General features: G+C 67.1%; 10 protein-coding genes and 1 pseudogene. 8 read left to right on the top strand and 3 right to left on the bottom strand.

The annotated features are described in order from the left end of the window. Window positions 1-87: 87 nt before the first annotated feature. Window positions 88-783 carry a response regulator transcription factor gene (locus tag ACWHMB_RS12135; RefSeq protein ID WP_447648542.1) on the top strand — a complete coding sequence of 232 codons (696 nt, stop codon included), beginning with the start codon at window positions 88-90 and terminating at the stop codon, window positions 781-783. A 49-nt stretch (window positions 784-832) separates the two neighbouring features. Next, complete coding sequence (locus tag ACWHMB_RS12130) at window positions 833-2170, top strand: ATP-binding protein (RefSeq protein WP_377478511.1); 1338 nt, start codon at window positions 833-835, stop codon at window positions 2168-2170. A gap of 224 nt (window positions 2171-2394) precedes the next feature. Here ACWHMB_RS12130 and ACWHMB_RS12125 read toward each other — a convergent pair whose 3' ends face one another. Both ACWHMB_RS12125 and ACWHMB_RS12120 read right to left on the bottom strand, forming a co-directional pair. After that, complete coding sequence (locus ACWHMB_RS12125; RefSeq protein ID WP_377478509.1) at window positions 2395-3300, bottom strand: nucleotidyl transferase AbiEii/AbiGii toxin family protein; 906 nt, start codon at window positions 3298-3300, stop codon at window positions 2395-2397. Next, on the bottom strand, window positions 3297-3896 hold the full coding sequence (locus ACWHMB_RS12120; RefSeq protein WP_377478507.1) for a type IV toxin-antitoxin system AbiEi family antitoxin domain-containing protein: 600 nt from the start codon (window positions 3894-3896) through the stop codon (window positions 3297-3299). The genes ACWHMB_RS12125 and ACWHMB_RS12120 overlap by 4 nt, the downstream gene beginning before the upstream one ends. A gap of 92 nt (window positions 3897-3988) precedes the next feature. Here ACWHMB_RS12120 and ACWHMB_RS12115 point away from each other — a divergent pair. The 3 genes and pseudogenes from ACWHMB_RS12115 to ACWHMB_RS12105 all read left to right on the top strand — a co-directional run. Further along, window positions 3989-4171, top strand: a pseudogene (locus tag ACWHMB_RS12115) (Fic family protein); the annotation flags it as partial. A 186-nt stretch (window positions 4172-4357) separates the two neighbouring features. Next, window positions 4358-7534, top strand: coding sequence for a DUF3427 domain-containing protein (locus tag ACWHMB_RS12110; RefSeq protein ID WP_377478505.1), 3177 nt, complete (start codon window positions 4358-4360; stop codon window positions 7532-7534). A gap of 109 nt (window positions 7535-7643) precedes the next feature. Beyond that, window positions 7644-9137 carry a DegQ family serine endoprotease gene (locus tag ACWHMB_RS12105; protein WP_377478503.1) on the top strand — a complete coding sequence of 498 codons (1494 nt, stop codon included), beginning with the start codon at window positions 7644-7646 and terminating at the stop codon, window positions 9135-9137. An 86-nt stretch (window positions 9138-9223) separates the two neighbouring features. Here the strand turns inward: ACWHMB_RS12105 and ACWHMB_RS12100 are convergent, their stop codons facing one another. After that, window positions 9224-9508, bottom strand: coding sequence for a hypothetical protein (locus ACWHMB_RS12100; RefSeq protein WP_377478501.1), 285 nt, complete (start codon window positions 9506-9508; stop codon window positions 9224-9226). Between the two features lie 90 nt (window positions 9509-9598). Between ACWHMB_RS12100 and ACWHMB_RS12095 the strand changes: the two genes are divergently transcribed. The 3 genes from ACWHMB_RS12095 (at window position 9599) to pnp (ending at window position 13697) form a co-directional block, all read left to right on the top strand. Then, the gene (locus ACWHMB_RS12095) at window positions 9599-10765 is read left to right on the top strand and encodes a pyridoxal phosphate-dependent aminotransferase (RefSeq protein WP_377478499.1); all 1167 of its coding nucleotides are present in this window, start codon (window positions 9599-9601) and stop codon (window positions 10763-10765) included. Window positions 10766-10912: 147 nt separating this feature from the next. Continuing rightward, window positions 10913-11179 carry a 30S ribosomal protein S15 gene (gene rpsO, locus ACWHMB_RS12090; protein ID WP_377478497.1) on the top strand — a complete coding sequence of 89 codons (267 nt, stop codon included), beginning with the start codon at window positions 10913-10915 and terminating at the stop codon, window positions 11177-11179. 214 nt (window positions 11180-11393) lie between these two features. Then, window positions 11394-13697, top strand: coding sequence for a polyribonucleotide nucleotidyltransferase (gene pnp / locus ACWHMB_RS12085; RefSeq protein ID WP_377478495.1), 2304 nt, complete (start codon window positions 11394-11396; stop codon window positions 13695-13697). Window positions 13698-13714: the final 17 nt, after the last annotated feature.

Genomic DNA, 13714 nt, shown 5'->3' with positions numbered 1-13714 from the left:
ACGGCGGGCAGTCAGCACCGGCCATGGATTGCGAGCTATTAAAACAGGAGCTGCCGGCGCAACCGCGTCAGCGGTCACAATGCCCCCATGCGAATCCTGCTGGCCGAGGACGACGCCATGATCGGCGAGGTGGTGCACGACGCGCTGCGCGCCGAGGGCCATGCCGCCGACTGGGTGCGCGACGGCGCCCAGGCCGACACCGCGCTGGCCACCACCGCCTACGACCTGCTGCTGCTGGACCTGGGCATGCCGCGCAAGAGCGGGCTGGACGTGCTGCGCGCCCTGCGCGCCCACGGCCGGCGCCTGCCGGTGCTGATCGCCACCGCGCGCGACGCCGTGGCCGAGCGCGTGGCCGGGCTGGACGCCGGCGCCGACGACTACATCGTCAAGCCCTACGACCTGGACGAGTTGCTGGCGCGCGTGCGCGCCCTGCTGCGCCGCGCCCAGGGCCGCGCCGAGCCGGCCTACGCCTGGGGCGCCGTGCGCATCGTGCCGGCCACGCGCGAAGTCACGCTCGGCGGCCAGCCGGTGCAGCTGTTGGCGCGCGAATGGGCGGTGCTGGAGCCCCTGCTGGCGCGCCCCGGCCGCGTGCTGTCGCGCCAGCAGCTGGAAGACAAGCTCTACGCCTGGGGCGAGGAGATCAGCAGCAACGCGGTCGAGGTCTACATCCACGGCGTGCGCCGCAAGCTGGGCGCCGGCCTGATCGAGAACGTGCGCGGCCTGGGCTATCTGGTGCCGCCGTCGCCCGCGGACGGCGGGGAGGCAGGCGGTGGAAACTCCTGAATCGATAGCTGGTCGCGCAAGTCCCGAGCGGGCCGAAGGCCAAAATGGCTTGAAAATCGACCCGCACGCGCCTTCGCTGCGCGTGCGCCTGACCGTGCTGCTGCTGCTGGCCGTGCTGGTGACCGCGCTGGCGCAGGCCGTCATCACCTGGCGCGCCGCGCGCGCCGAGGTCGAGTCGGTGTTCGACGCCCAGATGCAGCGCATCGCCCTGTCGCTCACCGGCGGGCTGGCCGCCACCGTGCTGGAGGGCAGCGTGCTCGACGGCCCGCCCGGCTCGCAGGAGCTGATCATCCAGGTGTGGCGCGCCGACGGCATCATGCTGTACCGCTCGCCCTCGGCGCGCCTGCTGCCGCCGCAGGCCGTGATCGGCTTTTCGGACGTGCTGGCCGCCGGCGAGCCCTACCGCGTGTACACCCTGGAGACCGCCACGCAGGTGATCCAGATCGCGCAGGCGCAGTCGGCGCGCCGGCGCATGGCCGGCCAGCTGGCGCTGCGCGCCGTGCTGCCGGTGGCGCTGCTGGCGCCGGTGCTGATGCTCATCGTGTGGTGGGTGGTGGGCCGCGCCGTGGCGCCCGTCGGCCGCCTGCGCCGGCAGCTGGCCTCGCGCGCCGCGGGCGATTTGGCGCCGCTGCCCGTGGCCGGCCTGCCGGCCGAGGTGGCGCCGCTGGTGGCCGAGATGAACGGCCTGCTGGCGCGGCTGGACGGCGCGTGGCGGCAATTGAGCGACTTCACCGCCGACGCCGCGCACGAGCTGCGCACGCCCCTGGCCGCGCTGCGCCTGCAACTGCAAAGCCTGCAGCGCGCCGACACGCCCGAGGCGCGCCAGCTGGCCACCGAGCGCCTGCTGGCGGGCGTCGACCGCGCCACCCGCCTGGTCGAGCAACTGCTGGCCCTGGCGCGCCACGACGGCGACGGCGCCGCCGCCGCCAGCGCCCCGGTCGACCTGCTGGCCCTGGCGCGCCGCGCCGTGCACGACGCCGCGCCCGAGGCGCAGGCGCACCAGATCGATCTGCGCGGACCGGGCGAGGGCGCCGCCGAGGTATCGGTGACCGGCCAGGCCGACGCCCTGGCCGTGCTGCTGCGCAACCTGATCGACAACGCCCTCAGGCACACCCCCGCCGGCGGCGTGGTGCAGGTCACGGCCACGCGGTGCGCGAGCGGCGCGCCCGAGCTGGCGGTGCAAGACAGCGGCCCCGGCATCCCCCCGTCCGAGCGCCAGCGCGTGCTCGACCGCTTCTACCGCGTGCCCGGCGCCGCCGGCCACGGCAGCGGCCTGGGCCTGGCCATCGTGCAGGCCGTGGCGCGGCGGCACGGGGCGCGGGTGGAGGTGGGCGAGTCGGCGGAGCTGGGTGGGGCGCGGGTGGGGGTGGTTTGGCCCGTCGCCTGAAATCGGAGCACAAAGATGCCGAAGATCGACGGATCAAGAATACCTTTCCAGGGTGGACCGATCGATTGCAGACGAAGCGACGGATCACTTTCGGATCGTTCGCCCCTGCGACTGGGACAAGGATCCGAACGCTTTGCAGGTCAAGCCGCCGCTTTCGAGCCGCCTGATCCTCGAGCCGTCGGTGTACCGCGCTTCGTTTGTAAAGCCGGCTTCGCGGCGAGTGTTCAAGAATGCCACTGCACAGAATCCGGGTCCCAGGTTGCTGTTGTCGAATGGTTGGTGATTGCAGTCTTGGTGGGAGGCCACAGCAACTTGTCCAGCAGCGCGACGGTCTCCCCCAGGCTGCCTGCGGTGATGCGGTTTTTGTTCAGGAATGCCTGCCATTGACGCAACTTGGCAGCGTCTTCGCTGAACTGCTTCGTCAGGCCCAGCGGGCGCTCGGCAGGCAGTAAAGTTTGACGACGGGCAAACGTGGCGGCGATGGCAGTGGCCAGCGTTGCGGCTTGCAAATGCGTGCGCCGAGCAATCACCGCGAGATCGAAGAAGTCCTTCATGCGGCTGTTCGCTTGCCCCAGCATCACCATGGCCTGGTACTTCTCGGCGATCACGGTGTAGACCGGATATACCCGCAACGTCGGGGCCGGGAAGTCGCTCAGCAGGGTGGGCAAGGTCGCGGTTTGTGGCCCTGGCGTCACGGCATCACCAAAGCCCACGTCGATTTGCAGCGCGCAGCGTGCGGAGCCGATGCGTGCCAGCAGCGTGACGCGGGTGCCGCCGTAGTCGTTGTCCTCACGAATGGCATCCGCCTTCACGGATGCAGGGTCGAACACGATCCCGTCGCCCAAGTCCATGGCGGCGACTTCGCGAAAAGTGGCGACCAGGTTTGCCTTATCGTCGGGGCCGAAGCCCAACAGGTCGGCATCCCGGGTTGGGCGGTGCGGGGTGTCGTACCACAGAGCAAAAAGCAGGGCGCCCTTGAGTAGAAAGCGGTCGGCATGCGGGGATATGCTCACGCGAGTCAGCAGGCGCTCCATCGCAAAGCGATTGAGCAGCAGGCTGTAGTCGTCGCCGCGCTGCCTGGCAAGCGTCAGCAGTCGGGCCAGGATGGATGCCGACAGATTGCCGCTCATTTCGTCACTGCCTCCAGGTAGGGCTGCATGACACGTTCGACGCGGTTGATCCTGGCGTAGCGGCTCAGCTCGGCCATGGTGACCTTGCGGCTGCGCCAGGCATCTCTCAGTGCCTCCAGCGCCACGTCCAGACCAATTTTGTTGCGGAACTTGAAGCAGTCGGTCACCGTCTTGGCGGCGCTGTAGACGCGAATCGGTGCACCGTGTTCGGTCACGGTCTGGATGCCTTCGGAATAGGCCTCGCCCCGCAGGCGTGCAATTCGCAGCGTCGGATGGTGCAGCGCCGGAGTCTGGGTGGCCTCGGGCAGCGCGATCCAGACCGCGTGCGGCAATTGCGAGCCGATTTCATGGAACTGCAGTGCGGTCAGCAGGCACACAACGGCCTTTGGCACGCGTTGGCACACCTCGATCAGGGTCTGGTGTTCGGTGATCTCGGCGTCGGGTAGTTGATACAGGCCGCGAGCGATCCTGTGCAGCCTGCCAGCCTGGTGAAGCCGGATCAGAAGTTGTGGCGACCAGCCCTGCGCACGCACATCTGCAGCCCGCAGAACGCCTTGGCGCCGCGCCAGTTCGAGGATGTGGCCGCTCTGGTTCATGGTCTTGAAGTTTAATATTCACATTACATTTGTTCAAGTCATGTGATTTGCAATCGTTGACGGCGCTGTGCCCTTTCGTGGCCGCCAAGCTCATGCACGCCGAGATCCTCAAGAGAACCCTGCCTTTTTCCACTTCCGAGATTGAAGAGGCCTGCCCGGGCATCAGCAGTGACATGGTGCGTGTGGTCTTGCGTACCATAAAGGCCGACGGTCGGATCGCGCCGACCGGAAAGGGTTGCGGCGCCTGCTGGGAGCAGGTGCAGGACAAGGTGTAGAACTCAACCAAGTGAGCAAACACGACGATGACACTGCCCAATGGGCTCTATGACCTGTCGCTGACCGAGGGACTGGCATGATCGCTCGAGGGACTCGATCCGTCGCACGCCGATGTGCCAGGGGAAATATTCATCTGCCCCCAGTTTTCCCCAGCGTAGCAATCAACCAAGCGAGCAAAGACAACGATGACACTGCCCGATGGTCTCTATGACCTGTTGCTGACCGAGGGGCTGGCACGATCACTCGCGGGGCTCGATCCGTCGCACGCCGATGTGTCGGCATTAAAGGGTGGGGTCGCCGATTTCTTGAGCGAGGTCGTCACGCGGCAACTCGCAAGCATTCTTGACGAATTGTCTGGCGACGATGCCGACAAGGCCAGGCGACAACTTGAACTCGTCAATGGTTTGCTGGTCATGTTGCGGCAGCGACTCATGGGCCAGGGCGAAGCGCAGGCCAGTGGCTCGGGTGACGTCGTTGATCTCGTGGCATCGCCGCTGCGCGTCTTGCGGGCCGTTCGGCGCGATCAGCAATTTTCCCCGTCGCCCGAAATGGGTCTCTCTGCCCCGTGGCTGTTCACAGCCGGCAAAGGCTCGCCTTCGTTGCTGCAGGAAATCCGCCGTGAACTGGCTTCGAGCGATCAGGTGGACATCCTGGTCAGTTTTATCACCGTGTCCGGCGTGCGCAAGCTGCAGGATGTGCTGCAGCAGATCACGGCCAAAGGCGCACATCAGCAAGGGCGGGATCAACAGACGACGCGGCTTCGCATCCTGACCACCACCTACACTGGCGCGACGGAGGCGCGTGCGCTGGATGAGCTTGCGCGTCTGCCGGGCTGTGAGGTGCGTGTGTCGCTGGATGGCCGGCGTACCCGGCTGCATGCCAAGGCCTGGCTGTTTCAGCGCAAAACAGGCTTCGGCTCGGCCTATGTGGGCAGCGCCAACCTGTCGGGCGCGGCGCTGACGGGCGGTCTGGAATGGACGGTTAAGCTGACCCAGCGCGCACAAGAGACCTTGTTTGCTCGCGCGGTGGCTCATTTCGAGACCTTGTGGGCCGACAGCGAATTTCAACGCTACGACCCTGAAAACGCCGAGCATCGGCAAGCCTTGGCGGTTGCGCTCGGGCGCGAGAACTTTGGTGGCGAGCCCGCTGCCACGATCAGTTTTTTTGACCTCCAACCCAAGACCTACCAGCAAGAGATGCTGGAGCAACTGAACACCGAGCGCGCCCACGGACGGTCTCGTAACCTGTTGGTTGCGGCCACCGGCACCGGCAAGACGGTAGTGGCCGCATTTGACTACCGCAATACCTGCCGCAAGGAGGGCGGACGCCCGCGCCTTTTGTTTGTGGCCCATCGCGATGAAATCCTGCGTCAAGCACTTCGCACCTATCGCGAGGTACTGCGCGATCCCGAGTTTGGCGAGCTGCTCACCGGGGCGCATCAACCCACGCGCTGGGACCACCTGTTTGCCACCATCGACAGCGTGAGCAGCCGCGAGTTGGTGGCCACGGTGGGCGCCGAGCATTGGCACACCGTGGTGATCGATGAGTGTCACCGCTTGGCAGCCGATCGATTTGACGCCTTTGCCAAAGCCGTTCGTCCGAGCGTGATGCTTGGGCTGACGGCGACGCCGGAGCGCAGCGACGGCCAACCGATTGCGCCGTACTTCGATGCCCGCCCGGACGGCAGCCCGGCGGTGGAGTTGCGGTTGTGGCATGCGCTGGACTTGCAGCTGTTGGCGCCGTTCGAGTATTACGCCTGCGACGACGCCACCGATTTTTCGGCCGTGCCCTGGGACCGGCCGGGAGAACGCGAGGCGGTGGACAACCTGGTCACCGGCAACGACGTGCGCGCCCGGCTGGTGGTGAGTGAATGGCGTCGCCTGGCGTCTGATGCAAGGCGTTCGCGCGCGCTGGTATTTTGTGTTTCGGTGGCGCATGCGGAGTTCATGACTGATTGGCTCAACCGCGCGGGCTTGCCAGCGGCCTGCGTTGTCGGGACAACCGCAGGTGAAGAACGGCGCCGCGCGCCGCAACGCCTGCACAGTGGCGAGTTGTGCGCGCTGGTCACGGTCGATCTCTACAACGAAGGGGTTGACCTGCCGATGGTTGACACACTGTTGTTGCTGCGGCCGACCCAAAGCCCCGTGTTATTTCAGCAGCAGATCGGCCGGGGTCTGCGTTTGGCACCCGGCAAGGAGAGCTGCCTGGTGCTCGATTTTGTGGGTCAACACCGCGCCGAGTTTCGCTTCGACCGCCTGTTGTCGAGCCTGACCGGTTTGACCCGTCGTGAATTGATGGAGGGCGTCGAAGCGGGTTTCGGCAGCTTGCCGCCGGGCTGCCACATTCATCTTCAACGCCAGACGCGAGAGCAGGTGCTGCAGGGCCTGCGCTCGCTGACATCCCAGAACTGGCGGCGGCTCAAGACCGAGCTGCAGTCCTATGCGGCACTGCGCGGCCGTTCGGATGTGCAACTGGCTGATTTTCTGCACGACCAAGCGTTGGATTTGGAGGACGTTTATCGCTCCGCAACGGGTCAAGGGCGCAGCGGCTGGACCGCTTTGAAGCGCGACGCCGGCTTGATCGTCTCGGAACCCGGTCCCGAAGAGGACTACTTCAGCCGTCGATTCGGCGATCTGCTGCATGTGAACGATCCGCGTCGATTGGATTTGATGGTGGCTGTGGGTGAACAGCGGGGCCGCTTACCAGCGCTGCGCACCGAGGATGCACTGGCGGCGCAAATGCTGGCCTACCAGATCGATGGGCGGCATGACCAGGCGGCAGGGCACGAAGCGTTTGTCGAGCGCGTGGCGCGCCATCCTGTCGTTGCGGCTGAGTTGGTGGAGTTGTCTGCGCTCTTGCAGGCCCGCAGCACCTTGGGCGCCCACCTTGTGCCAGGGCTTGAGGACACGCCGTTGTGTCTTCACGCAGCCTATGGGGCACGTGAAATCCTCACCGCCGTAGGCTGGCTGACTGCATCGCGCCGCGTACCTTTTCAGGCGGGAACCTTACCCTTGCATATCCGCAAGACCGAACTGCTGTTTGTTACGCTAGACAAGAGTGAGGGTTACCACGATCGCATTGCGTATCACGACTACGCGATCAGCGCGGAGCGGTTTCACTGGCAGTCCCAGAACAGCGCCGCACCAGATACGCCGGTTGGCCGGCGCTATCTCGAAAGCCCTGCCAACGGGTGGAAGTTCCAACTTTTTGTGAGGCCGCGCAAGGGTGACGCCTACCGCGCCTGCGGCCCCGTGGCACTGGAGTCGGCCGAGGGCGACCGACCCATGAGCATCGTTTGGAAGCTGCTAACACCGTTGCCTGCGCACCTGTTCAGGGAGTTCAGTGTGCTGCGTGGTGTGTAGTTTTCAATGGCACATCAGCAGGAAAATTCGGTTTTAAGTTTCACCTAACTCTCGCGGCTCACAGTCCACTCATCGTCCCAGCCCGGGACATGGCTTGAAAGGACTGACCATGAGCTCCCTGAAATTCAAAACGTCTCGCCTGGCGCTGGCTTTGCTGGCCGCGGGTGTGCTTGGCGGCGCCGGCGTGACGGCGGTGCGCGGCTTGTCGACGCCGGCGTTCGCGCTGACGGCCCCGGCGGTGACGGCCCCGGCGGCGACCGGCGCCAATGCGCTGGTGACCGCGCCCAACTTTGCCGCCATCGCGGCGCGCGAGGGGCCGGCGGTGGTCAACATCAGCGTGAGCGGCGTCGAGAAGGTGAGCGACGGCGGCGGCGCGGCGATGGACCCCGGCATGCGCGACTTTCTCAAGCGCTTCGGCATTCCGCCCGAGGCCTTTCAGCAAGGGCCCAACGGCGGCAGCCAGACGGTGCCGGTGCGCGGCCTGGGTTCGGGCTTCATCATCAGCCCGGACGGCCTGATCATGACCAACGCGCACGTGGTCAAGAACGCCAAGACGGTGACGGTCAAGCTGACCGACCGGCGCGAGTACAAGGCCAAGGTGCTGGGCATGGACACGCGCACCGACATCGCGGTGCTGAAGATCGACGCCCACAACCTGCCCACGGTGGTCATCGGCAACAGCAAGGCGCTGCAGCCGGGCGACTGGGTGCTGGCCATCGGCTCGCCCTTCGGCTTCGAGAACACCGTCACCGCCGGCATTGTCAGCGCGCTGGGGCGTTCGCTGCCCGACGACAGCTCGGTGCCCTTCATCCAGACCGACGTGGCCGTGAACCCCGGCAACTCGGGTGGCCCGCTGTTCAACGCGCAGGGTCAGGTGGTGGGCATCAACTCGCAGATCTACAGCCGCTCGGGCGGCTTCATGGGCGTGTCGTTCTCGATCCCGATCGAGCTGGCCACGCACATCGAAGAGCAGATCGTGGCGCATGGCAAGGTCGAGCACGCCCGCCTGGGCGTGACGATCCAGCAGGTCAACCAGGCGCTGGCCGATTCCTTCAAGCTGCCCAACCCCGAAGGCGCGCTGGTGGCCCAAGTGACGCCGGGCAGCGCGGCGGCCAAGGCGGGGCTGAAACCCGGTGACGTGATCCTGAAGGCCAATGGCCAGACCATCGTCGATTCGGGCGACCTGCCGGCCAGCATCGCGCTGGCCAAGCCGGGCGAAAAGCTGCAGATGCAGGTGTGGCGCAACGGCAAGGCCGAGGACCTCACGGCCACGCTGCAGGCCATTTCGGGCTCGGACGAGGCGGTGGCGCAGGCCGGCAGCTCGGACAGCAGCAACAAGCTGGGTCTGGCGCTGCGCCCGCTGCAGCCACAAGAGCGCCGTGAAGCCCACGTGACCGGCCCCGGCGGCCTGCTGGTGGAAGACGCCGAGGGCGCCGCCGCCGCCGCCGGCGTGCAGTCGGGCGACGTGGTGCTGGCCATCAACGGCCAGCCCGCCACCAGCGTCGAGCAGATGCGCGCCGTGCTGGCCAAGTCCGGCAAGTCGGTGGCGCTGCTGATCGAACGCGACGGGCAGCAGTTGTTCGTGCCCGTGCCTCTGGCCTGATCGATTTTTGGGTCAAATCGGCTGCCGGCGCTTGTGCATCAAGCGCCGGCAGCTCTTTTTTCAGGAGTATTCGGCGTGCCGCCCGGCTACTGGGCATAGCCCAGGCAGGCGCCCGAGTTGGGCCGGCCGTGGCATTCGCGGCGCAGGCGGGCGTCTTCGTTGCGCTGGCGCTCGGCCGGGGTGTCGCCGTTGGCGTAGGTGGTGCGCGGCGAGGGCTTCAGGCGCACGCCGCGCGAGCCGGCGCCGCTGCGCGATGCGGCCTTGGTCCCGCCCTTCTTGCGGCGCGTGGACTCGGCCTGCGCGGCGGGCAGCGCGCCCAGCAGGGACAAGAACAGGGTGCCGGCGGCGAGTCGGCGGTTGATGGGCTGCATGGCAAGTCCTCCCGGGTGTTGTGGGCCAGCGCGGCGCCCTCAAGTGTGCGATGCTCACGCGCTTCATTGCATTAGAAAAGCCGTGCTGCCATGCGTCAAGCCATCCTGAACCTCGAAGAATCCAAGATCCGTGAAGTGGCCAACGCCGGCATGGGCCGCGCCGACGTGTTGCCGTTCTGGTTTGGCGAAAGCGACGAGATCACGCCCGAGCCGGTGCGCGCCGCCGCCGTGGCCGCGCTGCAGGCGGGCGAGACCTTTTATTCGCACAACCTGGGCCTGCCCGAGCTGCGCCAGGCCGTGGCCGACTACGCCAGCCGCCTGCACGGGCCGATCGCGGCCGAGCGCATCGCCATCACCTCGGGCGGCGTCAACGCGCTGATGCTGGCGGTGCAGATGCTGGTGGACGCCGGCGACGAGGTGCTCGCCGTCACGCCCGTGTGGCCCAACCTGACGGCGCAGCCGCTGATTTTGGGCGCGCACCTGCGTTGTGTGGCGCTTCAGCCGCAGCCCGACGGCGCCTGGGCGCTGGATTTGCCCGCGCTGCTGGCCGCCATCACGCCGCAGACCAGGCTGCTGATCGTCAACTCGCCCAACAACCCCACGGGCTGGACGCTGTCGCGCGCCGAGCAGCAGGCCATTCTGGCGCGCTGCCGCGAGACGGGCACCTGGATCCTGGCCGACGAGGTGTACGAACGCCTGTACTACCGCGGCGACACGCCCAGCGGCGCGGCGCCGTCGTTCCTGGACATCGCCGTTGCCGACGACCGGCTGGTGGCGGTGCAGAGCTTTTCCAAGGCCTTCCTGATGACCGGCTGGCGCCTGGGCTGGCTGACCATGCCGCCCGCCATGACGCCGCAGATGGGCAAGCTGCTGGAGTTCAACACCTCCTGCGCGCCGGTGTTCGTGCAGCGCGCGGCGCTGGCCGCGCTGGCGCAGACCGACACCATCACCCCGCGCATCGTCGCCCATCTGCGCCAGTGCCGCGACACCCTGGTGCCGCTGCTGCAGGCCGTGCCGGGCGTGCATACCAGCGCGGCTCCCGGCGGCATGTACGCCTTCTTGCGCATCGACGGTTTCGACGATTCGCTGGCGCTGGCCAAGCGCCTGGTGGCCGAGGCCGGCCTGGGCCTGGCCCCCGGCGTGGCCTTCGCCCCCGAGGCCGACGGCTGGTTGCGCTGGTGCTTCGCGTCCAAAGACGTGGCGCGGCTGCGGCAGGGCGTGCAGCGCCTGCGCGACTGGCTGGCGGGGCAGGGCTGAGGGGCCTGCGCGCGGCGGGTGGGTTTCCCGGGCGTCGCCCGTGTCCTGCGGGCTATAATCCACAGGTTTTGCATTTCGCACAAACGCACGCGGCACGCAGTTCCGGCGCGCCGCGCAAGTCAAATCATTTGGAACAAGGACATTGAAATGATCTCCAAAGAGAACAAGGCCGCCGTGGTCAAGGACAACGCCCGCGCGGGCAACGACACCGGCAGCCCCGAGGTGCAGGTGGCCATCCTGACGGCCCGCATCAACGAGCTGACCCCGCACTTCAAGGAGCACGCCAAGGACCACCACGGTCGCCGCGGCCTGCTGCGCATGGTCAGCCGCCGCCGCAAGCTGCTGGACTACCTCAAGGGCAAGGACGCCGACCGCTACCTGGCCCTGATCGCCAAGCTGGGTCTGCGCAAGTAAGCGCATGAGCACGACAAACGCCTGACGCCCCCAAGGCTCAGGCGTTTTTGTCTTTTTTCTCCGGATCGCGCTGTTCAGAAGCTGAAGCTGTGTCATTCCACAAGGCCGGGCGCCCGCCGCGCGCGGCGTTTCTGGAATGGCATCGTGTTCTGAACCGAATCCGGCTCCAGCGCAGACGCAATCTGCGCCAATAGCTATCAATCAAGGAGCAAACATGAGCTTGTTCAACAAAGTCACCAAGTCCTTCCAGTGGGGCGACAAGACGGTCGTCATGGAAACGGGCGAGATCGCCCGCCAGGCCACCGGCGCCGTGCTGGTCAACATCGACGGCACCGTCATCCTGGCCACGGTGGTGGCCAGCAAGAGCGCCAAGCCGGGGCAGGACTTCTTCCCGCTGACGGTGGACTACATCGAGAAGACCTACGCCGCGGGCAAGATCCCGGGCAGCTTCTTCAAGCGCGAGGCCAAGCCCAGCGAGCTGGAGACGCTGACCAGTCGCCTGATCGACCGCCCGATCCGCCCGCTGTTCGCCGAGGGCTTTTTGAACGAGGTGCACGTGGTCATCCACACCGTCTCGCTCAACCCCGAGGTCGATGCCGACATTGCCGCCATGATCGGCGTGAGCGCGGCGCTCACCATCTCGGGCATTCCGTTCAACGGCCCGATCGGCGCCGCGCGCGTGGGCTACATCAACGGCGAATACGTGCTCAACCCCGGCCAGAGCGCGCGCAAGAACAGCCAGCTCGACCTGGTGGTGGCGGGCACCGAGGCGGCCGTGCTGATGGTCGAGTCCGAGGCCTACCAGCTGTCCGAGGACGTGATGCTGGGCGCCGTGGTGTTCGGCCACGAGCAGGGCAAGATCGCCATCAACGCCATCCATGAGCTGGCGCGCGAGGCCGGCAAGCCGCTGTGGGTCGACAACGGCACCTGGGCGCCCGAGGCCCGGGACGAGCCTTTCATCGCCAAGGTGGAGGGCCTGGCCGAGGCCAAGCTGCGCGCGGCCTATCAAATCCGCAGCAAGCAGGCCCGCACCCAGGCCCTGCGCGAGGCGAGCAGCAGCGTGCTGGAGCAGCTCAAGGCCGAGGGCGTGACCTTCGACGCCGCCAAGGTGAGCGATCTGATGTTCGGCCTGGAGGCGCGCATCGTGCGCAGCCAGATCCTGGCCGGCGAGCCGCGCATCGACGGCCGCGACACGCGCACCGTGCGCCCCATCGAAATCCGCAACGGCGTGCTGCCGCGCACCCACGGCTCGGCGCTGTTCACGCGTGGCGAGACGCAGGCGCTGGTGGTCACCACCCTGGGCACCGACCGCGACGCGCAGCGCATCGACGCGCTGGCCGGCGAGTTCGAGGACCACTTCTTGTTCCACTACAACATGCCGCCCTTCGCCACCGGCGAGGTGGGCCGCATGGGCTCGACCAAGCGCCGCGAAGTCGGCCACGGCCGCCTGGCCAAGCGCGCGCTGATCCCGCTGCTGCCGGCGCGCGACGAGTTTCCCTACACCATCCGCGTGGTGAGCGAGATCACCGAGTCGAACGGCTCCAGCTCGATGGCCTCGGTCTGCGGCGGTTGCCTGTCGCTGATGGACGCCGGCGTGCCCATGAAGGCGCACGTGGCCGGCATCGCCATGGGCCTCATCAAAGAGGACAACAAGTTCGCCGTGCTGACCGACATTCTGGGCGACGAAGATCACCTGGGCGACATGGACTTCAAGGTGGCCGGCACCACCAACGGCATCACCGCGCTGCAGATGGACATCAAGATCCAGGGCATCACGAAAGAGATCATGCAGGTGGCGCTGGCGCAGGCCAAGGAAGCGCGCATGCACATCCTGGGCAAGATGCAGGACTCCATGGGCGAGGCGCGCGCCGAAATCAGCTCGTGGGCGCCCAAGCTCTACACCATGAAGATCAACCCCGAGAAGATCCGCGACGTGATCGGCAAGGGCGGCGCCACCATCCGCATGCTGACGGAAGAAACCGGCACCACGATCGACATCGCCGAAGACGGCACCATCACCATCGCCAGCAACGACGTGGCGAAGGCCGACGAGGCCAAGCGCCGCATCACCGAGATCACCGCCGAGGCCGAGGTGGGCAAGGTCTACGAGGGCCCGGTCACCAAGCTGCTGGACTTCGGCGCGCTGGTCAACATCCTGCCCGGCAAGGACGGCCTGCTGCACATCAGCCAGATCGCGCACGAGCGCGTCGAGAAGGTCAGCGACTATCTGCAGGAAGGCCAGGTGGTGCGCGTCAAGGTGCTGGAGACCGATGACAAGGGTCGCATCAAGCTGTCGATGAAGGCGCTGCTGGATCGCCCCGAGGGCATGGAAGACCGCCCGCCGCGCGAATACCGCGAGCGTGGCGACCGCCCGCCGCGTGGCGACCGCGGTGACCGTGGCGACCGTGGCCCGCGCGAAGACCGGGGCGAGCGTGCCCCGCGCGAGGAGCGCGCGCCCCGCGCCGAATCGCCGGCAGCCGACATGCCGGCCGACGACTCCACGCATCCCGCGGCCTGATCACAAGGCGCCCGCGC

The sequence above is a fragment of the Ottowia pentelensis genome (genome assembly GCF_964341695.1).
Note: the sequence above shows the minus strand (reverse complement) of the source record. Positions and strands in the feature narration are given on the sequence as shown.

Excerpts from the sequence above, each read along its gene's own strand:
- pnp (WP_377478495.1), top strand. The coding sequence starts at position 11,394 with ATGAGCTTGTTCAACAAAGTCACCAAGTCCTTCCAGTGGGGCGACAAG.
- ACWHMB_RS12095 (WP_377478499.1), top strand. The coding sequence starts at position 9,599 with ATGCGTCAAGCCATCCTGAACCTCGAAGAATCCAAGATCCGTGAAGTG.
- rpsO (WP_377478497.1), top strand. The coding sequence starts at position 10,913 with ATGATCTCCAAAGAGAACAAGGCCGCCGTGGTCAAGGACAACGCCCGC.
- ACWHMB_RS12135 (WP_447648542.1), top strand. The coding sequence starts at position 88 with ATGCGAATCCTGCTGGCCGAGGACGACGCCATGATCGGCGAGGTGGTG.
- ACWHMB_RS12110 (WP_377478505.1), top strand. The coding sequence starts at position 4,358 with ATGACACTGCCCGATGGTCTCTATGACCTGTTGCTGACCGAGGGGCTG.
- ACWHMB_RS12120 (WP_377478507.1), bottom strand. The coding sequence starts at position 3,896 with ATGAACCAGAGCGGCCACATCCTCGAACTGGCGCGGCGCCAAGGCGTT.
- ACWHMB_RS12105 (WP_377478503.1), top strand. The coding sequence starts at position 7,644 with ATGAGCTCCCTGAAATTCAAAACGTCTCGCCTGGCGCTGGCTTTGCTG.
- ACWHMB_RS12100 (WP_377478501.1), bottom strand. The coding sequence starts at position 9,508 with ATGCAGCCCATCAACCGCCGACTCGCCGCCGGCACCCTGTTCTTGTCC.
- ACWHMB_RS12125 (WP_377478509.1), bottom strand. The coding sequence starts at position 3,300 with ATGAGCGGCAATCTGTCGGCATCCATCCTGGCCCGACTGCTGACGCTT.